This is a genomic window from Aggregatibacter segnis (assembly GCF_003130075.1).
GTDB classification, from domain to species: Bacteria; Pseudomonadota; Gammaproteobacteria; order Enterobacterales; family Pasteurellaceae; genus Aggregatibacter; species Aggregatibacter segnis_A.
The window spans coordinates 1-20503 of sequence record NZ_NRCW01000004.1 but is presented as its reverse complement, the minus strand read 5'-3'; the positions used below and the strand labels follow the sequence as shown (position 1 = coordinate 20503).

Annotated in this window: 19 protein-coding genes and 1 pseudogene; 1 reads left to right on the top strand and 19 read right to left on the bottom strand. The window is 41.7% G+C overall.

Features of this window, described 5'->3' with window-relative positions; genetic code table 11:
* Positions 1 to 7: 7 nt before the first annotated feature.
* From murC to DK415_RS05455, 12 genes are all read right to left on the bottom strand, one after another.
* Positions 8 to 1438, bottom strand: a complete 1431-nt coding sequence (murC, locus tag DK415_RS05510) for a UDP-N-acetylmuramate--L-alanine ligase (RefSeq protein ID WP_109432796.1) — start codon at positions 1436 to 1438, stop codon at positions 8 to 10.
* Between the two features lie 59 nt (positions 1439 to 1497).
* Entirely contained in the window at positions 1498 to 2562 is a 1065-nt protein-coding gene (murG, locus tag DK415_RS05505) for an undecaprenyldiphospho-muramoylpentapeptide beta-N-acetylglucosaminyltransferase (protein ID WP_109432795.1), read from the bottom strand.
* Positions 2563 to 2607: 45 nt separating this feature from the next.
* A complete protein-coding gene (gene ftsW / locus DK415_RS05500) occupies positions 2608 to 3798 on the bottom strand; it encodes a putative lipid II flippase FtsW (RefSeq protein ID WP_109432794.1) in 1191 nt (396 codons plus the stop codon).
* 15 nt (positions 3799 to 3813) lie between these two features.
* The gene (gene murD / locus DK415_RS05495; RefSeq protein WP_109432793.1) at positions 3814 to 5118 is read right to left on the bottom strand and encodes a UDP-N-acetylmuramoyl-L-alanine--D-glutamate ligase; all 1305 of its coding nucleotides are present in this window, start codon (positions 5116 to 5118) and stop codon (positions 3814 to 3816) included.
* Between the two features lie 38 nt (positions 5119 to 5156).
* Positions 5157 to 6242 carry a phospho-N-acetylmuramoyl-pentapeptide-transferase gene (gene mraY, locus DK415_RS05490; RefSeq protein WP_109432792.1) on the bottom strand — a complete coding sequence of 362 codons (1086 nt, stop codon included), beginning with the start codon at positions 6240 to 6242 and terminating at the stop codon, positions 5157 to 5159.
* On the bottom strand, positions 6236 to 7615 hold the full coding sequence (gene murF / locus DK415_RS05485; RefSeq protein ID WP_109432791.1) for a UDP-N-acetylmuramoyl-tripeptide--D-alanyl-D-alanine ligase: 1380 nt from the start codon (positions 7613 to 7615) through the stop codon (positions 6236 to 6238). Before murF ends, mraY begins: the two co-directional genes overlap by 7 nt.
* An 8-nt stretch (positions 7616 to 7623) precedes the next feature.
* The gene (gene murE / locus DK415_RS05480; protein ID WP_109432790.1) at positions 7624 to 9090 is read right to left on the bottom strand and encodes a UDP-N-acetylmuramoyl-L-alanyl-D-glutamate--2,6-diaminopimelate ligase; all 1467 of its coding nucleotides are present in this window, start codon (positions 9088 to 9090) and stop codon (positions 7624 to 7626) included.
* Positions 9091 to 9151: 61 nt separating this feature from the next.
* On the bottom strand, positions 9152 to 10978 hold the full coding sequence (ftsI, locus tag DK415_RS05475) for a peptidoglycan glycosyltransferase FtsI (RefSeq protein WP_109432789.1): 1827 nt from the start codon (positions 10976 to 10978) through the stop codon (positions 9152 to 9154).
* A 17-nt stretch (positions 10979 to 10995) separates the two neighbouring features.
* Positions 10996 to 11313, bottom strand: a complete 318-nt coding sequence (ftsL, locus tag DK415_RS05470) for a cell division protein FtsL (RefSeq protein WP_006717295.1) — start codon at positions 11311 to 11313, stop codon at positions 10996 to 10998.
* Complete coding sequence (gene rsmH, locus DK415_RS05465; protein WP_109432788.1) at positions 11313 to 12281, bottom strand: 16S rRNA (cytosine(1402)-N(4))-methyltransferase RsmH; 969 nt, start codon at positions 12279 to 12281, stop codon at positions 11313 to 11315. The genes ftsL and rsmH overlap by 1 nt, the downstream gene beginning before the upstream one ends.
* Positions 12282 to 12390: 109 nt before the next feature.
* Positions 12391 to 12849 (bottom strand): division/cell wall cluster transcriptional repressor MraZ, encoded by a 459-nt coding sequence (mraZ, locus tag DK415_RS05460; protein WP_006717293.1) that lies wholly within the window; start codon positions 12847 to 12849, stop codon positions 12391 to 12393.
* Between the two features lie 278 nt (positions 12850 to 13127).
* Positions 13128 to 14723 (bottom strand): carbon starvation CstA family protein, encoded by a 1596-nt coding sequence (locus tag DK415_RS05455; protein WP_109432787.1) that lies wholly within the window; start codon positions 14721 to 14723, stop codon positions 13128 to 13130.
* 262 nt (positions 14724 to 14985) lie between these two features.
* Between DK415_RS05455 and DK415_RS05450 the strand changes: the two genes are divergently transcribed.
* Positions 14986 to 15219 carry a zinc ribbon domain-containing protein gene (locus tag DK415_RS05450; protein WP_109432786.1) on the top strand — a complete coding sequence of 78 codons (234 nt, stop codon included), beginning with the start codon at positions 14986 to 14988 and terminating at the stop codon, positions 15217 to 15219.
* A gap of 41 nt (positions 15220 to 15260) precedes the next feature.
* On the opposite strand, the gene DK415_RS05445 is transcribed toward DK415_RS05450, so the two are convergent.
* The 7 genes and pseudogenes from DK415_RS05445 to tnpA all read right to left on the bottom strand — a co-directional run bounded on the left by DK415_RS05445 (position 15261) and on the right by tnpA (position 20269).
* Positions 15261 to 15980: a lysine/arginine/ornithine ABC transporter substrate-binding protein gene (locus tag DK415_RS05445; protein ID WP_109432785.1), complete on the bottom strand. Its 720-nt coding sequence runs from the start codon at positions 15978 to 15980 to the stop codon at positions 15261 to 15263.
* Positions 15981 to 16155: 175 nt separating this feature from the next.
* On the bottom strand, positions 16156 to 16836 hold the full coding sequence (gene artM / locus DK415_RS05440; protein ID WP_109432784.1) for an arginine ABC transporter permease ArtM: 681 nt from the start codon (positions 16834 to 16836) through the stop codon (positions 16156 to 16158).
* A gap of 2 nt (positions 16837 to 16838) precedes the next feature.
* Entirely contained in the window at positions 16839 to 17501 is a 663-nt protein-coding gene (gene artQ / locus DK415_RS05435; protein ID WP_109432783.1) for an arginine ABC transporter permease ArtQ, read from the bottom strand.
* A gap of 4 nt (positions 17502 to 17505) precedes the next feature.
* Positions 17506 to 18225: a lysine/arginine/ornithine ABC transporter substrate-binding protein gene (locus tag DK415_RS05430; protein WP_109432782.1), complete on the bottom strand. Its 720-nt coding sequence runs from the start codon at positions 18223 to 18225 to the stop codon at positions 17506 to 17508.
* A gap of 17 nt (positions 18226 to 18242) precedes the next feature.
* The gene (gene artP / locus DK415_RS05425) at positions 18243 to 18977 is read right to left on the bottom strand and encodes an arginine ABC transporter ATP-binding protein ArtP (protein WP_109432781.1); all 735 of its coding nucleotides are present in this window, start codon (positions 18975 to 18977) and stop codon (positions 18243 to 18245) included.
* Between the two features lie 139 nt (positions 18978 to 19116).
* Positions 19117 to 19701: a D-sedoheptulose 7-phosphate isomerase gene (lpcA, locus tag DK415_RS05420; RefSeq protein ID WP_109432780.1), complete on the bottom strand. Its 585-nt coding sequence runs from the start codon at positions 19699 to 19701 to the stop codon at positions 19117 to 19119.
* Between the two features lie 163 nt (positions 19702 to 19864).
* Positions 19865 to 20269 (bottom strand): annotated as a pseudogene (gene tnpA / locus DK415_RS05415) (IS200/IS605 family transposase).
* Positions 20270 to 20503: the final 234 nt, after the last annotated feature.

Sequence of the window (20503 nt, the reverse complement as noted above, 5' to 3'; positions counted from 1 at the left end):
TATCCACTTATTCTTTTGTCCAACGTTCGACTAACTGGCGTGAAAGCTTACTCACGCTACCGGCGCCTTGCGCCAAAATTAAATCCCCATCTTGAATGACATGATCAAGCACCTCACCTAATTGCGCTGTATCAGACACCAAAACCGGGTCCACTTTACCAAGATTGCGAATAGAACGGCATAACGCTTTACTATCAGCGCCCACAATCGGTGCCTCGCCGGCGGGATACACATCCAACATAATCAAGGCATCGACCTGAGATAAGACTTGCACAAAGTCATCAAATAAATCGCGGGTGCGGGAATAACGGTGCGGTTGGAAAATCATCACAATCCGTTTATTTTCCCAACCTTGACGCGCCGCTTGAATGGTAACGCCCACTTCCGTCGGATGGTGTCCATAATCGTCCACCAACATCACTTTACCGTTCGGGCGAATAAATTGTCCTAACTGATCGAAACGACGCCCTGCACCTTGGAAGTCGGCTAACGCCGCTAAAATCGCTTCTTTTTTAATGCCTTCTTCTTTGGCAACAACCAATGCTGCCGTTGCATTTAAGGCATTATGGCGTCCCGGCACATTCAGCAATACATCAATACGTTCACCGTTCGGGCAAATCACCGTGTAATGTCCTTGGAAACCGGTTTGCTGATAATCTTCAATACGATAATCGGCATTCTCACTGAAACCGTAAGTAATCACCTGACGCCCAACTTGTGGCGCTAAACTCATCAAATCAGCATCATCAGCACATAACACGGCTAGACCATAAAATGGCAAGTTATGTAAGAAATTCACATAGGTTTGCTTCATTTCATCAAAATCACCGTGATAGGTATCCATGTGATCCGGCTCAATATTGGTCACGATAGAAATCATCGGTTGCAAATGCAAGAAAGAGGCATCACTTTCATCAGCCTCAGCAATCAAATAACGACTACGCCCTAAATGTGCATTCGTCCCAGCCGATTTCACCAAACCACCATTCACAAAAGTCGGATCCAAACCTGCTTCCGCATAAATCATAGAAACCATCGCGGTGGTCGTCGTTTTACCGTGCGTACCGGCAACCGCAATGCCATGACGAAAACGCATTAATTCCGCCAACATTTGCGCACGTTGAATCACCGGAATACGCGCTTCTTTTGCCGCCACCACTTCAGGGTTATCATCACGAATCGCAGAAGAAATCACCACCACACTGGCACCGGTAATATTTTCTGCTTTGTGTCCAATAAAAACTGTTGCGCCTGCACAAGTTAAACGCTGAGTCACCGCACTTTCCGCAATATCAGAACCGGAAATATGATATCCCTCATTCAATAAAATTTCGGCAATACCACACATCCCCGCGCCACCGATACCGATAAAATGAATTTGCTTCACTCGGCGCATTTCCGGAATGATGTCTCTAATCTGTTGATGATAGTTATCCATGAATATGTCCTTTTTACCCGATCGCTCAAAACAGTTGAAAAAACGACCGCACTTTTAATTTAATTTGCCACGTCTTCAATCACGTCAGCGACCCGCTTAGCCGCTAACGGTGTTGCCTTACTTTTTGCCTTTAACGCCATGGCTAATAATGTTTCACGATCTGCCAACAGCGGGGTTAACGCATTCAAGAGACGCTCTTCGGTAAATTCCGGTTGCTCAATGATCAGCGCAGCCCCCGCATCCGCTAAATATTTGGCATTCAAAAATTGCTGACGGTCTTTATGTTGGAAAGGCACGAAAATAGCCGGTACACCTACTGCCGCCAATTCGCACACCGTCAATGCCCCCGAACGACAAATAACGATATCCGCCCAAGCATAAGCTTCTGCCATATCATCGATAAATTCAGTCGCCACGCCATTTTGATTTGCCTGATAGATTTCCTCAATGCCTGCTAAATTGCCCTTGCCGACCTGGTGACGCACATAAATCTCCAAACCTTGCGCACTGAGTTTCTCTGCGACTTTTGGCACAGTTTGATTTAACACGCGCGCCCCTTGGCTACCGCCGACCACTAAAATACGTAACCTATGATCACGCGCAGCAAAACGTGTTTCTGGGGCTTCTGTTTGGAATAAATCACGGCGTACGGGATTTCCCACCACTTCAGCATGAGGAAAGGCATTTGGGAAGGCTTGCAATACTCGAGCAGCAATTTTGGATAACCAATTGTTAGTTAATCCTGCTATAGCATTTTGTTCATGCAATACTACCGGCACACCGCAAAGTTTTGCCGCAATACCGCCCGGGCCCGAAACATAGCCCCCCATACCTAATACCGCGTTAGGTTGGTATTGTTGAATAATTTTACGCGCCTGACACACCGCGCGCAAAATAGCAAAAGGCGCCAATAATAAACTCTTGATGCCCTTGCCGCGTAAACCTGAAATTTGGATAAATTCAATGGGAATGCCATGTTTTGGTACGAGTTGGGCTTCCATACGATCTTTGGTGCCCAGCCAGCGAATTTCCCAACCTTGCTGTTGTAATTCTTGTGCAACGGCAATGGCAGGAAAAACATGTCCGCCTGTTCCACCTGCCATCACTAATAATTTTTTACCCATATCTTTTCTCTAAAAACACTCAAAAAAATGACCGCACTTTAGGCTTTAATCGTCTCGCAATCTTGCTTGACCACCGCGCATGAGGCGGTTTTCGTGGTCAATGCGCAATAATATGCCGACAGTGACCGACATAATGATAATACTGGAGCCACCGTAACTGATCAGTGGGAAGGTTAAGCCTTTCGTTGGCAACATGCCGAGAGCCATACCAAGGTTTACAAAACCTTGGAAGAAAATCCAAAAGCTGATACCGAAAGCCAAAAAGCCTTTAAAACGTTGCTCTAATATTAGAGATTCTCGTCCAATTTTCATGGCGCGGAAAACCAATAAACCAAGCAAAATAATAATCACTAAAATGCCGAAAAAGCCAAATTCTTCACCCACGATTGCCATAACAAAGTCAGTGTGCGCTTCCGGTAAATATTCTAGTTTCAGTACGGAATTGCCTAACCCTTCACCGAAAAATCCGCCTCGACCGAATGCCATTAAAGAGTTGGATAATTGGAAACCGGTGCCGTAAGGGTCTTTGAAGGGGTCCATAAAGCCGGTGATACGTTTAAGACGATAAGCAGAAGAAAGTACCAGCCACACGAACATCAATGCAGCAAAACCAAATAAAAGAAGGAATTGTCCAAATTTTGCACCGATAATAAATAGCAAACCGAAGGTAATGACAAATAAAACGACGGTGCTACCTAAGTCTGGCTGCATCAATAAGAAACAACCTAACAATCCCATGACCAAAAATGGCTTAACCGCACTTAACTTGCGACTACGCACCTCATCATAACGACGGGTAAAATAACTGGCGAGGAAACAAGTTAAGGCTAACTTGGCAAATTCCGCCGGTTGAAAATTGAATAAAACCATTGGGATCCAACGACGGGCACCATTCACCTCTCGCCCAATACCAGGGATCATCACAAGGAAAAGCAAAACCAACGCAATGCCAAACAATCTAACATGCCATTTTTCCCATTTATCCATGGAAATTTGCAAAGTGAAATAACAGGTTACGCAGGAAAGAAAAATATAAATCATATCCCGCTTGGCAAAATAAAACGGATCGCCATGTAAGCGTGTTCCTACCGGAATGGAAGCGGAAGACACCGCCAGTAAACCAATAAGCAATAGCACGAGATACAACCACAATAACGCACGATCATATAGTAAACTCGCCGGCGTAATCGTCGTCGTTTGTTGCCAAGTTGTTTTCAGTTTAGCCCAAAATTCCATGAATAAAATCCGTCTTTAACTTAAACGAGCCAAACGTGTGAACTCATCGCCACGAGCTTCAAAACAAGGGTATTGGTCCAAGCTTGCACAGGCCGGGGATAACAACACCATATCTCCCGCTTGTAACTGCGGACGAATTGCTGCAATGGCCTGCTCCATAGTGTCGAATAATTGACTTTGTGACGAAAGTGCAGCTAACTGTTTACCATCCTGTCCAAAACAATAACAAAAAATGTGTGGTTGATTAATTAATGTCGCCAATTCAGAAAAATCTGCGCCTTTGCCATCACCACCGAGTAATAAATAGAGTTTCCCGGCGACCTGTAAACCGGTTAATGCAGCAACTGTACTACCGACATTTGTTGCCTTGGAATCATTGATCCAACGCACTCCGTTCGCCATATGCGCCACTTGGAAACGATGTTCCAAGCCACCGAACTCGCGAAGTGCGGTCTGAATTCCCGGCAAATTAATACCGGCGGCTTGTGCCAAGGCAATTGCGGCCAAGGCATTCATGTAATTATGGCGACCCGTTAATTTCATTTCATCACAAGCTAAAATCACCTCATCACGCGCCATTAAATAGGTTTTCCGATTTTCATTTTTCAGCCAATAATCCGCATGATGTTCCGCAAAACTGACTTGTTTTTCCGGGTGTTGAGTGGTTGGCAAGGTAAGCGGGTCTTCTCCGTTTACAACCGCCGTTTGGCAATTGTCGTAGATTTTTAATTTCGCATGGCGATAATCCTGCAAATCCACGTAACGATTCATATGATCTTCGGTAACGTTCAACACCGTTGCAGCCACGGTTTTTAGCGAATAAGTGGTTTCTAACTGGAAGCTGGAAAGCTCCAAAACGTAAATATCATGTGATTGATTTAATAGAGAAAGCGCAGGAATGCCGATATTCCCCCCCATACCAACGCTTAATCCGGCAGCTTTTGCCATTTCTGCAACCAATGTGGTTACTGTACTTTTCCCATTAGAACCGGTAATCGCCACAATCGGTTTATCCGCTTCACGACAAAATAATTCGATATCGCCGATGACTTCGACACCGGCTTGAAGTGCGGTCTGAATTTCTGGCGTTTTTACCGCAAGCCCCGGGCTAATCACGATCAAATCGCTTTCTAAGAGCCATTGCTGGTTTAAACTGCCGGTGTGCAGAGGAATAGCTTTATCAAGTTGTTCTGCTCCTGCCGGTGCATTGCGCGTATCAATAACACGAACATCAGCATGTTTAGCGCGCAGAAAATCAACACAGGACAACCCTGTTTTACCAAGTCCGATAACAGTGACTTTTTTATCTTGATATTGCATGAAATTCTCTCTCAAAAATGACCGCTCTTTTGGGGTGATTAACGTAGTTTTAAGGTCACTAAACCAATTAATACCAGCATTAAGGAAATGATCCAAAAACGCACAATAACACGTGGCTCCGGCCAGCCTTTTTTCTCGAAATGATGATGAATCGGTGCCATCAGGAAAATGCGTTGTTTGTTACGTAATTTGTAAGAACCCACTTGTAAAATCACGGACAGCGTTTCCATGACGAACACACCGCCCATGATCAGTAATAGAAACTCTTGGCGCACCAATACGGCAATCACGCCTAACGCGCCACCCAACGCTAATGAGCCGACATCGCCCATAAACACTTGCGCAGGGTAAGTGTTAAACCACAAGAACCCAAGACCTGCACCGACAATCGCGGTACAGAACACGGTCAGTTCCGCGCTGAATTTCAGGTATGGAATGTGCAAGTATTCCGCAAAATTGATGTTACCTGTCGCCCAAGCCACCAATGCAAATGCGCCTGCCACCATCACGGTCGGTACAATCGCTAGACCATCTAGCCCATCCGTTAAATTCACGGCATTGCTGGAACCGACAATAACAAAGTAAGCCAATACAATATAAAAAATGCCCAATTGCGGCATAAATTCTTTAAAGAATGGCACAACCAAGCGGGTTGCATCGGTGTCTTTACCGATCGCATACATACCGAAAATCGCTACTAAGGCAATAACGGAAAGCCAAAAATATTTCCAGCGGGCAATTAAACCGTCTGTGCTTTTACGCGTAATTTTGCGGTAATCGTCCACGAAGCCAACAGCGCCGTAGCCGAATAAAACGAACAAGCTAAACCAAACATATGGATTGGTTAAATCCGCCCATAATAATGTGCTTACACCGATGGCGAAAAGAATCATGACACCGCCCATCGTCGGTGTACCTTTTTTGGCAAAATGACTTTCCGGACCGTCATTACGCACCACCTGACCAAACTTCAACAGTTGTAAGCGACGAATGACTTTCGGACCAATCCATAAGGACAACCAAAGTGCTGTTAACAGAGCCAAAATAGCGCGCACTGTAATGTAGGAAATTACATGGAAATCAGAATTGTATTTGGTTAAAAACTCAGCTACCCAAACTAACATAAAAAATTACCTTTTAATAAATCGATCACGTCTTCCATTTTCATACTGCGTGACCCCTTCACCAAAACAACGACTTTTTGTTGTGTTAATTGTTGTTTAATAATTGGCGTTAAATAAGCGACAAGTTCTGTTTTATCAGTAAAATGGCGCCCCAAATTGACCGCACTTATAACGGAGCTGGAACCTCCAAAAGAAATCACCAAATCCAATTTTGCCGCCTGAGCAAACTCGCCCACTTCTTGGTGACAAAGCGGTGTATTATCGCCTAATTCGCCCATATCACCAACAACAAAGACGCGAAAAGCCGGATATTTTTGCAACACGGAAATCGCTGATTTCATGGAACCTACATTGGCGTTATAAGTGTCGTCTAATAATAAAAGATTGTCACAAGGATGAATCGGGAATAAACGCCCTTTCACTAAGGATGGCGTTTCCAATCCTTTTTTTACCTGCGCTAACGTTGCGCCCACATTCATTGCCAGCGCGGTCGCGGCTAAGGCATTAGATACGTTATGTTCGCCTAAATACGGTGAATCAATCTGCACATTGCCTTGTGGCGTGTGCAATACAAAAGACGCCCCTTCTTCAGAGAAGTGAATAGCATCCGCATAAAAATCAGCTTGAGGATTGTCATAGGCAAAATATTGAACGGCATGTTGCCCAATCTCTTTTTGCCATTTTTGTTGATAGTTATGCGCTTCGTTGATGATGGCAACGCCATGATGAGTTAACCCGCGGAAAATTTCGCCTTTCGCTGTTGCAACGCCGTCAAGAGAACCAAAACCTTCTAAATGTGCGGCCATGACATTATTGACTAACGCTACATCAGGCTGCGCCAAGGCCGTCGTATAGGCAATTTCACCAATATGATTGGCGCCAAGTTCAATCACTGCAAATTTATGTTTTTCGGTTAAACGTAATAACGTCAGCGGAACACCGATGTCGTTATTAAAATTGCCTTGGGTAAATAAAACGTCGTCAAAATCGACCGCACTTTGTTGCAAGATAGAGGCCGTCATTTCTTTTACCGTGGTTTTGCCCGAAGACCCCGTCATCGCCACCACTTTCGGATTAATTTTCTCACGCAACCATTTGGCAAGCTGCCCTAAGGCAAGACGGCTGTCTTTCACAATTAATTGGGCAATATTGCCCTCTGTCGGATGTTCAACGACAGAGGCGACACAACCTTGCTCAGCCGCTTTAACAACATAATCATGTGCATCAAAATTTTCGCCTTTCAACGCAAAAAACAACCCATTGTTGACGGCTTTACGGCTGTCTGTACTCACGTTTTCGACAGTCACGTTGCCATCACCGATAAGTTGTGCCTCTAAAATGGAGGCGATTTGAGAGAGAGATAATGTAATCATAATTTTTATTACTGAGATAAATAATGACGGGCAACTTCCTGATCGGAAAAATGATGCTTCGTTTTACCAATAATTTGATAGTCTTCATGCCCTTTGCCGGCAATTAAAATAACGTCATTTTCCACCGCACTTTGAATCGCAGTGGCAATGGCCTCTTCACGTTGGTGTATCACTTGCACGGCTTGCGGATGAATAAACCCTTTTAAAATATCCGCCATAATTTGCGTATGATCTTCTGTACGGGGATTATCATCCGTAGCAATGACCTTATCCGCCAACTGTTCGGCAATTTTCGCCATAAGTGGACGTTTACCACTATCGCGATCACCACCGCAGCCGAAAATACACCAAAGCTTACCCTGGCAATGTAACCGTGCTGCATGTAACGCTTTTTCCAGCGCGTCCGGTGTATGAGCGTAATCGACGATAACGGTCGGTTTATGCGGAGCATGCAGCATTTCCATCCGACCGCATACGCCGGTTAATTTATGTGCACTACGAATAAGTTCGGCTAAGTCATAACCAAGTGCCAACAAGGTTGCCATGACCAACAATAAATTACTGACGTTGAATGCGCCAATAAGTGCGCTTTGTAATTCACCGTTGCCCCAAGAGGATTCAAATTGAATACTGGCGCCTTTGTGATTAAAGGAGACATTTACCGCTTTCAACCATTTGGCTTGTTGTGGAGCAAAATCTGCGTTGGTACTTACTGCAACTGCTTCCGGCATGTCGGCTAACCATGCAACTCCAACAAGATCATCCGCATCAATAATGTGATGGCGGCTATCCAATTCGCTGAATAAACGTTTTTTTGCTGCGGCATAATTTTCCATCGTGTGATGGTAATCAAGGTGATCACGGCTTAAATTAGTGAACACCGCGGCACTGAAATGCACAGACTCTACACGATGTTGTACCAAACCGTGAGATGATACTTCAATCGCCGCAAAATCTGCGCCTTGTGCGACAAACTCCGCCAGTGATGCCTGGATTTCCACCGCAGAACCTGTGGTATTCGTTGCTTCTTTGACTCGGCCAAATAAACCGTTACCAATGGTGCCCATCACGGCGCTGGTATGCCCTAAAATCTGTGTCCACTGTGCCAATAATTGCGCGGTTGTTGTTTTGCCATTCGTACCGGTAACCCCAACCAAGGTTAAACGTTTGGAAGGGTGCTCATAAAACACATCGGCAAGATGTGATAGATGTTCGCTTAAGCGGTAAAAAGCAATCAGCGGAACCTGTTGTTCGTAGCGCACCTGAAGATGTTGCGCCTCAGAATCAGCCTCAAAAATGACCGCACTTGCGCCATTTTGCAACGCTTGCGGAATATATTGACGACCGTCGGTTTGATGTCCTTTAATTGCAACAAAAAGACAGCCGGCCTTTGCAGTTCGACTGTCTAATGTCATTTCGGTGAGATTCACATTTTCTGCTATGTGAATCCCGAGAAGATGAGTTAATCGATACATAATGTTTTCTCAATGAATGAGTGAAAAACGCTTTATTTACGCACCGCACTTTATGTCTAATTTAGTTGACTTCACTTGACTTTTTACTACTCAAACGAACAGTGCGTTTTGTTGTTTTATCCGTTTCAACGCCATCCGGCGGTACATTATTGCTACGCAACGCATAGCTCATGATGCTGGAAAATACCGGTGCGGAAATTGCCCCACCATAGTACTGCCCTGCTTTCGGATCATTAATCAGCACCACCAAAGCATAACGAGGGTCGGTAATTGGTGCGATACCAGCGGTATAAGCCACATATTTATCTACATAGCGACCATTTTCCAATTTCTTCGCCGTACCGGTTTTGATGCCGACACGATAGCCTTCGACCATCGCACGACCATTTTTAATCGCAACTTTTTCCATCATGTTGACAACTTCACGCGTGATTTTTTCAGAGAACACACGTTGTCCCACGACCGGCGGATCCACTTTAGTAATAGAAAGCGGGCGATAAATACCAAAGCTACCCAAAGTGACATAAGCACGAGCAATTTGTAATGGCGTTGCATTCAAACCGTAACCATAAGCGACGTTAGCACGCTCAATATCAGACCAACGAGCACGGTTAGCATTCAACAAACCGGATTGCTCCCCAATCAAACCTAAATCTGTCGGTTTGCCTAAACCGGCATTTTGATAGGTTTCCATTAAGGCACTCGGTGGCATACGTAGCGCTAAACGGCTCACACCGCGGTTACTGGAGTTTTCTAAAATGCCATCTAAACTTAACTGATCACGTGGTGCAACGTCTTTTACTTCATGGCCGTTCAAGATGAGCGGGCCAGTATTAATAATTTCATCACGACGTACTGCCCCACGTTGAAGTGCGGTCAAAACCACGAACGGTTTTACAGTAGAACCCGGCTCAAAGGTATCGGTAATCGCGCGATTACGCATTAACTCGGATTTAACCCCCACACGATTATTTGGGTTATAAGAAGGAGCATTGGCCATTGCTAATACTTCACCGGTACGCACATCCACCAATACGGCCGTGCCGGATTCCGCTTTATTCTCAGCAACCGCTTTCTTAATTTCGCGGTAAACCATGGATTGTAGTTTTTCATCAATGCTCAATGTCACGTCTTGTGCATCATATTTCTTCACATCAGAAATATTTTCGACAATGTTACCGAATCGGTCTTTACGATATGTCATGGAACCGGATTTACCCACTAACATGGAATCAAAGCTTTTTTCAATGCCTTCAATACCTGCGCCATCAATATTGGTATAACCAATCAAATGGGCTGTTTCTTCCACGCGAGGATAAAAGCGGCGCGCTTCCATTTTTAGGATAATGCCGGTAATTTTTAATTCTTTAACATACTGTGCAAGCGTTGGTGAAATTTGACGAGATAAATAGACAAAACGGGATTTCGGATCTTTTTCAACGCGCTTAACCAAATTGCTATAAGAAATCCCTAACGCTTCCGCCAATTTTTGCCAACGTTCTTTGTCTTTTAACGAATTTTCATCAAAAATAAATTTTGGATCCGCTACCACAGAATACATCGGCACACTCACCGATAACAGTTGGCCATTACGATCTAGAATAGAGCCGCGAACAAATTGAATTTCTTGGGTGCGTAGAGAACGTTTATCCGCCTCCCCCATCAAAGAGTCAGCATTGATAATTTGCATATAAGCCGCTTGAGCAACCAATGCCATCAAGCCCAAGAAAACACTGGTTAACGCCCACAAATAACGCCCTTTTAAGAAACTTCTTTCATAAACCATTTTAGGCTTATTCGGTTTTACCGAAGAGGTATTTTGTGCCGACAGTTTAGGGTTATTCTTTTTCGCTTGTATCGGCTTAATTGACTTATTAAATTTAACCATATTTGTGATTTCCGCGTTTATTCGAGAATAACAACTTCTTGTTCTGGGGTTGCTCGTTGCATGCCGAATTGCTTGGCAATAGCTTCTATGCGTGTATTATCGCTGAGGGTTGCTTCTTCTAATCTTAAATTAAGATATTCATTTTCAAGCGCTTGATGTTGTAAAACCAAATCACCTTTCTCTGCCACTAATCCACGCGTTTGATGAGTAAGCCAAACCGTTCCTAATGCACTTAGCGTAATCGCCAGTAATAAAATCAACACCAATTTATTCGACGTAAATAAATCTTCAAGAATAATGTTTCGCAAAGGGAATCTATCGTTATTTTCTAACATTAGCTTAATCTCTCCGCAATTCTTAAGACGGCACTACGTGCTCTTGGGTTTTGGGCAATTTCCTCATCACTTGGCATAATCGCTTTGCCAATCACTTTTAAGGTTTGATTACGTTGAATTTGGTCTTCGCGCAGTGGCAAACCTTTCGGAATATCTTCGCCTTGGCTTTGTTTACGCATAAAATGCTTCACCATGCGATCTTCCAATGAATGGAAACTAATAATCGATAAACGCCCGCCCGGGGCTAACACAGTTAATGCGGACTGCAAGACTTTTTCCAGCTCATCTAACTCTGAATTAATAAAAATACGAATGGCCTGAAAGCTTCGAGTAGCAGGATGTTTATGTTTATCTTTGAATGGCACAGTCTGCGCAATTAATTCGGCAAGCTGTAATGTACGCGTTAAACATTCAGTACCATTTTGCACCGCACTTTTATTGTAATTTACAATGGCTGAGGCAATTTTCTTGGCAAAACGCTCTTCACCAAACGTTTTTAAGACCCACGCTAAATCTTGTTCGGAAACGTGCTGCAGCCACTCTGCTGCGGACATGCCCTTACTGTCGTCCATTCGCATATCCAACGGGCCGTCTTTCATAAAACTAAAACCACGTTCAGCATCATCCAATTGCGGAGATGACACACCAAGATCAAGCAAAATGCCATCAATCTTGCCGACTAAATTTAACTTCTCACAAATAGGTAAAATATCTGAAAATGCGCTGTGTTCGATATGAAATCGTGAATCTTGAATTTTTTGGGCTTCAGCTACAGCTTTAGGGTCTCGGTCAATGGCAATTAATCTACCGTTAGCCGATAACTTAGAAAGGATTAATCGGGAATGCCCCCCTCGACCAAACGTACCGTCAATATAAATGCCGTTTTCTTTTAAAGCCAAGCCATCAACGGTTTCATGTAATAAAACCGTTACATGTTCAGCTGATGAAAACGCATCTAAATGACTCATAAATTATTACCGGTGATATGTAAAAATAAAAATATAATTTAAAGATAAGATAGAGCGGCATAATTGCCGCTTATCTTTTGCTAGTGCCGCTGTTCGGTGAGTTTTACTCTTATAATGACAGCGTTTTTAATTCTTCTGACAGTGCAAAGCTATCTGTTGCACCTAATGCCATGTCTTTTTCAATTTGAGCCTGCCACTCGGCCTCGCTCCAAATTTCAAATTTATTTAATTGTCCAACAAGCATGATGGATTTTTCTAATTTAGCGTGCTGGCGTAAAGGACCACTAATTAAAATTCGTCCAGCACTGTCCAATTCACACTCAGTGGCATAACCCAGCATCACTCGTTGTAAGGTACGTTGTAATGGATCAAAATTAGAAAGCCCGAGCAATTTTTGCTCAATAATTTCCCATTCTTTTAACGGATAAAGCAATAAACAAGGTTGACGAATATCTACGGTACAAACCATTTGTCCCTGGTTCTGTTCTAAAAGCTCGGCACGATAACGGGTAGGAATAGAAATTCTTCCCTTCACATCCAAATTAATCGTTGCCGCACCACGAAACATTTTTTCTCACCTTAGTTGTTCTGTTTATTTCAATTCGGGAGTTCAACCCCAAAATTTTCCACAAAAAAACACTTTTTACCACTTTTGATTAATTTTATTATTTGTGTGTATAAGTTGCAAGCAATTTAATGAGATGCATCAGGAAAGTTTTATCTATTTTTAAGTTGAATATGCATTTAGATATGAAGGAATCATCAGATAAAAAATACCCTGTTAATCTTCATCAACAGGGTATTTTATTTTAGTTTTTACCGCTAAAAGTGCGGTCAATATTTTTGCTATTTCGCAAGGCTATCTACTAAAGATTCTGGGTCAGCTTCATTAGAACGTTTAACTAAAGCGAAGAACAACACGACACAAACAATTGTTGTTGCAAAGCCTAGGTAAACTGACAATTGATAGTCTAAACCGAAACCGATTTTGTTGTAATACAAATAGGTTGCACAGACAGTGGTAATAAACCATGCAGGGATAGATGCCACCCAGTGGAATTTATGATAGCGGTATAAATAAGCTGCCGCTGTCCATAACATCACCATTGCAGTCATTTGGTTTGCCCAAGTGAAGTAACGCCATAACACGCTGAAGTCGATGGTTGAAACAAAATAACCTAATACGAACAATGGCACTGCAATTAATAAACGTTTAGGAAGTGAACGTTGATCAATTTTGAAAATTTCCGCTAATTGTAAACGTGCTGCACGGAATGCCGTATCTCCAGAAGTAATTGGAAGTACAACAACACCTAATACCGCAAAGATACCACCAACGAAACCTAAGAAGTGTAATGAGCTGTCATATACTACTTTAGATGGTGAACCTGCGGCGATCGCATCTTGTAACGCTTGCGGGTTCTCATAGAATGCAAGACCTACCATGCACCATACTAATGCAATAATACCTTCAGCAATCATCGCTCCGTAGAAAATGAAACGACCTTCTTTTTCATTTTCAGCACAACGTGCCATTAATGGAGTTTGTGTTGCGTGGAAACCGGATAATGCGCCACAAGAAATAGTTAAGAACAATAATGGCCAAATTGGTACATCACCCTTCACTTGGAAATTTTGTGTGAATTTCTCTAATGTTAAACCTTGACCATCTGCATCAATCGTACGGAAGAATTCGATAGGATCTACCGCACTGAAATGCGCGGATACTAAACCGTACACCATACCTACAGACATAAAGAGTAATAACGCACCAAAGAGTGGGTAAATACGGCCAATAATTTTGTCAATTGGTAACAAGGTTGCAAGAATATAGTAAGCAAAAATAATCGCAGTCCATACAGAAACCACTGTTGCTTTATCCATTCCCCATACGGTTAAACCACCGGCTTCAACAGCCTTATGAACCGCTTCGGCATCACCTAATTGCAATGCACCTTGAGATGCGCCCATGACGTCCATGGTGATCGTACCCATTAATTGAGCCGGGCTTGCAACGAAGACAACGCCAACTAATAAAAGAAGAACAAGCGCTAAAACGTTGATAAAGACTTTTACCGGACGGCCTAAGAATTTACCAGCTAAGTAAGGCATGGTTGCCCCACCATGACGAATACTTAACATACCGCAGAAATAGTCATGTACCGCACCGGCAAAAATACAACCAACAACGATCCACAACATAGCGACAGGCCCGTATAACGCACCAAGAATCGGACCAAAAATCGGACCGGTACCTGCAATGTTTAATAATTGGATTAGCCAAATTTTGGTTTTAGACATCGGCATATAGTCGACGCCATCATTGACTTGGTAGGCAGGTGTTTGACGTTTAGGGTTAATGACAAAGATTTTTTCAATAATTTTGCCATAAACTGCATAACCTAAAATCAACACCAGAACACAGAAGAAGAACCACAACATATGAAAATCCTATGGAAAGAACACATAACGTGTTCGGGTTAATATTTAACTATTACTCCTATATGAGTAAAGCCGCGCTATTTTAGGCTTCTGTTACAATGAAGTAAATAAACGGCAATCTATCGATTCAGAATATCTTTGCAAAATGTGATATCAGTCACGTTTTTAAATTGAACTAAAAAGTGCGGTATAAATTTCTTGTATTTTAAACAAAAATCGCTACATTGTGTTTTTCTTGAAAATTGATCTCACCGGAGAAGTCATGTTACACCGTTGCCCGGAATGCCGTAAAAAAATCAGCGAAAGTGCAGAATACTGCCCTAACTGTGGTTTTTCCTTTAAACCGGAGAATCTTGAAGCCTATAAACAAAAACTGGAAGAGCGTCGTTTACAGAATGAGGAAATTAATCGTAAGAGCGTTAAACTCCACTTAGTTTGGGCAGCAATTTTTGCTTTAGTGTTGATCGTGGCAAGTTGGATAACAAACAACGCATAAAAAATAAATGGGCAACATCTTGCCCATTTTTCACTTAATGATTACTTTACCATCCATTTATCATAAATTTTCTGATATTCGCCATTCGCTTTAATCGCGGACAACCCTTTATTCAGGCTTTCCTGTAAGGCTTTGTTGGATTTATGAACTGCAATCCCCGTACCATTACCAAAATATTTTGGATTGACTACTTTCTCACCAACAAACTGAAGCTCCGGTTCTTTTTTCATCATATCTGCCAATAATGCGGTATCGCTCAATACAATATCAATTCGTCCATTCTTCAAATCCAAAATAGCATCCTGCAAATTCACATAAGCTTTCGCCGCATATTGTTTGGTTTCAGCTAAAGTATATTGCTGAAAAGTTGAACCGTTCTGCACACCAATATTTTTTGCTGTCGCTAAATCCATTTTCCCTTTCAAAGCAACATAACTGGCTGAATTATCATAATAAGAATCCGTAAACAGTACTTGCTTAGCACGCGCTTCTGTAATATCGATGGCAGACATTGCAGCATCAAAATGTTTGGCTTTCAAACTAGGAATTAATGCATCAAAAGGCTGCGTTCTAAATTGACAAGTGACTTGAATTTCTTTGCAAATGGCTTGTGCAATATCAATATCAAACCCAACAAGCTCACCTTTTTCATTAGTCAGCTCAAAAGGCGGATAACTGGGTTCCGTACCAAAAATTAAATTTTGTGCATTCGTTACCATTGCTGTCCCTATTAGCAAACTACCGAGTAATAATGTTTTCATCTTAATGCTCCTCTAAGTTGGTGATGTGGTGGATAATTAGACTTACATCGTTCAAAACTCACTCTATAATGAAAATATATTATATTTTTATGCATAATTATGCAATCTTAAAATATAAAAAATCCCAAATAAATTTGGGATTTAAAAACATTCGAAAAAATAACCGCACTTAATTCTAGCTGCGCATATCCAACCGTTCAAAAGCAAGCACTTTGTTTTCCAGTTTACGCAATAACAACGTCGCAATACCGGTAATCACGAGATAAATACCACCTGCAATGCCATAAATGGTGAGCGCATCATATTCTGTGCCATAAAGCTGGCGAGCGTAACCCATGATGTCCATAATAGTAATCGTGGAAGCGAGGGCCGTTCCTTTAAACACTAAAATGATCTCATTAGAGTACGAAGGCAAGGCCCGTTTTAATGCATATGGAAGTAAAATTTTCAAGGTTTGCAAACGGCTTAGCCCAAGTGCTTCACAACTTTCCCATTGGCCTTTAGAAATTGCTTTCACTGCGCCATGGAATAATTGGGTAGAATAGGCCGCACTATTTAACGCCAATGCTAACGCAGCACAAAACCAAGCATTAGAAAACAGTAGCCACAACGGGCTGTTCACAATCCATTGAAATTGCCCCGGCCCTGCATAAATCAGGAAAAACTGTGCTAATAAAGGCGTGCCGGTAAATAAAGTAAGATATAAATTGACCGCACTTTTCACCACTTTATTACCAATAGAAAGTAGTATGGTAAACAACAAAGCCAGACTAAAGGCAATCAACAATGACACAACAGTTAATAGCAAACTGGTAGGAATACCTTGTGCAATCACGCTTAAATATTCTTGAAACATAATTACACTTCCCTTTCAAAACGAGTAAAACGCAGTTCTAATTTACGAATACCAACTTGACTCACTAATGTTACTAAAAGATAAATCAACGCGGCAATACCATACCAAGTGAAAGGTTGGTGTGTATTCGTATTAATCAGCTGTGCTTGACGCATCAGATCATCTACACCAATTAAAGAAATCAACGCTGTGTCTTTCAATAACACCAACCATTGATTACTCAACCCCGGCAATGCATGACGCCACACTTGTGGCATGATAATATGAAGGAAAGTGTAGCCTTTACTCAATCCCAACGCTGTTCCTGACTCCCACTGCCCTTTAACAATCGCCTGAATAGCACCACGCAATGTTTGTGAAGCATAGGCTGCAAAAATTAAGGACAGCGCGAATACACCACAACCGAATGCACCGAACTCAATGTATTCGCCGGTAAGCAATTCCACTAATTCGCTAGAACCAAAATAAACCAGCAATACGACCAGAATTTCCGGTAAGCCTCGCAATAAGGCAACAAGCACCGCGGTGGGTTTACCAACGAAACGATTAGCTTCTAACACGGCAAATAGCATGCCTAAAAAAAGCCCTAACACTAACGAACAAACCGCAAGCCCTAAGGTCATCAGGGCCGCGGTCAACATTAAAGAAAAATAATCAGAAAACATGGGATTATTTGGTCATCCATTTATCGTAGATTTTTTGATATTCGCCATTGGCTTTAATTGCTGCTAAACCTTTATTGAAGCTTTCTGCTAATTCTTTGTTAGATTTATTCAATGCAATACCAAAGCCATTACCAAAATATTTTTTATTATTCACCTTATCGCCAACAAACTGGACGTTATCTTCTTTGGAAATCATATCTGCAAGTACTGCGGTATCACCGAAGATAATATCAATACGCCCATTTTTTAGATCCAGTACCGCATCTTGCAAGCTGGCATAAGATTTCACGCTATATTGTTTTGTTTCTGCCACTGTATATTGCTGATAGGTCGTCCCATTTTGCACACCAACATTTTTCGCATTTTCTAAAGTGGTTTTGCCTTTCAAGGCTACGTAGCTGGCTGTACTGTCGTAGTATGGGTCAGAGAATAATACTTGTTTACCACGAGCCTCGGTAATATCCATCGCAGAAATAACCGCATCAAAACGTTTTGATCTTAAATTAGTAATCAAAGAATCAAATGCCTCGCCTTTAAAATGGCAGGTAGCTTGAATTTCTTTACAGATAGCGTTGGCAATATCCACATCAAAACCGATAATTTCACCTTTTTCATTAGTAGACTCAAACGGTGGGTAACTTGGTTCCATAGCAAAAGTTAAATCCTGCGCGTGGGCCGCTACTGCAGAGCCTAATAAAATTGCACTTAATAATAATTTTTTCATAATATTCTCCTTCAAGATTAGATATTGTGTGATAAATATTGTTTAAACTGCTCCGTCTGAGGGTTCTCAAAACAAGTCTTATCGCCCATTTCGATGATACGCCCCTGTTCCATATAAACCACTTTAGTTGCTACTTTTTTCGCTACATTTACTTCATGAGTAACAATAACTTGCGTAATTCCGGTTTGTTGCAATTCTTCAATAATAGAAACGATCTGAGCCGTAATTTCCGGATCTAATGCAGCGGTTGGTTCATCAAATAACAATACTTGCGGTTTCATCATTAAAGCTCGTGCAATCGCCACCCGCTGCTGTTGACCACCAGACAAATGCAACGGAAATCTATCAGCAAACTCCTCTAAACGTAAACGTTGCAACAATTCCAATGCTTGTTGTTTAGCCTCTAGCTCACTTACACCAAGAATTTTCATCGGTGCTTCAATAAGATTCTGTAATACGGTCATATGCGGCCATAAATTATATTGCTGAAATACCATACCTACATCACGACGTAACTGACGAAGTTGTTTCGGGTCATTATCTGAAGACAAATCAAACTGATTATTGGCAATACTCAATTTACCCGATTGTGGCACTTCTAATAAATTTAATGTTCGAATCAATGTACTTTTGCCTGCACCACTAGGCCCCAGTAATACCACTACATCACCATCATCAGCAGCTAAGTTAATATCAAACAAGGCCTGGCTTGAGCCATAAAAAAAATTTAAATTTTTAACACTAATTGTCATTGTTTACTGAGTCTCTGTATCAATCATCATAAAATTGAAAATATATTATTATTTTATGAATAATTATGCAACATTAAGATATAAAAAATCCCAAAAAATTTGGGATTCAAAAAACATATGAAAAAACGACCGCACTTTATTAATTTGTTTTTGCCATTTCAAATTCAATTAACATCATCAAAATATGAATAACTTTAATGTGAATTTCCTGAATGCGATCTGCATAACCAAAATGAGGCACTCGAATTTCTACATCTGCAATTCCTGCAATTTTACCGCCATCTTTACCTGTCATGGCAATGACTTTCATTCCTTTCGCTTTTGCTGCTTCAATAGCATTAAGCACGTTTTTGGAATTTCCTGAAGTAGACAAACCGAATAAAACATCACCTTTTTGTCCTACCGCTTCCACATAACGCGAAAATACATAATCATAGCCAAAATCATTACTCACGCAGCTTAAATGGCTAACATCGGAAATAGCAATTGCTGGGTAACCAGGGCGATTTTCACGATAACGCCCTGTTAATTCTTCAGCAAAATGCATCGCATCACAATGAGAACCGCCATTACCACAAGACAGCACTTTACCCCCTTGTTTAAAACTCTCTGAAATCAATAATGCTGCTTTTTGGATTAATTTGATATTATTCTCGTCGGCTAAAAATTTATTTAATACATCTGCTGCTTCAGTAAGTTCAGCTTTAATGTTATCAAAGTACATCTGCATCTCCTTTAAAGTAAAATTCGTTAGATTGTATGAAAAAACACAAGATCTCTCAACATAAATAACAATCCGCACGTAAAACGTGCGGTTTTTAGACTCCCCTATAAGGGCCTATACTTCACAAGCCCCTCAAGGGGCTTGTGAAAACTGACAACCGTGTCTAATTACTTCCTTGCTCCCCCTTAAAGGGGTCAATATGTTCTTTCGTTGATAAATTATCTTGAACCATGTCTTCTTTTTCTTGATTCCTTTATATAGTCCTCCACAACTTTTGTATTTAAGCCCACTGTGCTGACAAAAAATCCTTTAGCCCAGAAAGGTCTATTTCCATACATATATTTTAGGTGGGATCTTTAAGAGCATATGGATATGATCCGGGATTGCATAATGCTTATATTATCTCGACATTTTTATAGTTACATAACTGTCTCAATATTTGCCCTATATCTGCTCTTAACTTTCCATAAATTGCTTTTCTTCTGTACTTCGGGATAAATACAATGTGATACTTACAGTTCCATTTTGTGTGTGATAGACTTGAATCATCATTGGTTTTACTTACCATGATAATCCTCCTATATGTTGAATTTCGGTTGTCAGCCCTGTTCATTATATAGTGAGGATTTTTTTCTGTTCATCGCTTAAGCTATTTGGTTCCATACGCATAGCGTATGGTTTTTATAGCTAGACTTTGGCTGGCTATAACAAAAACCCCCGATGCACTCACATCAGGGGTTCATATTAGGCTTGGCGGTGACCTACTCTCACATGGGGATGCCCCACACTACCATCGGCATTA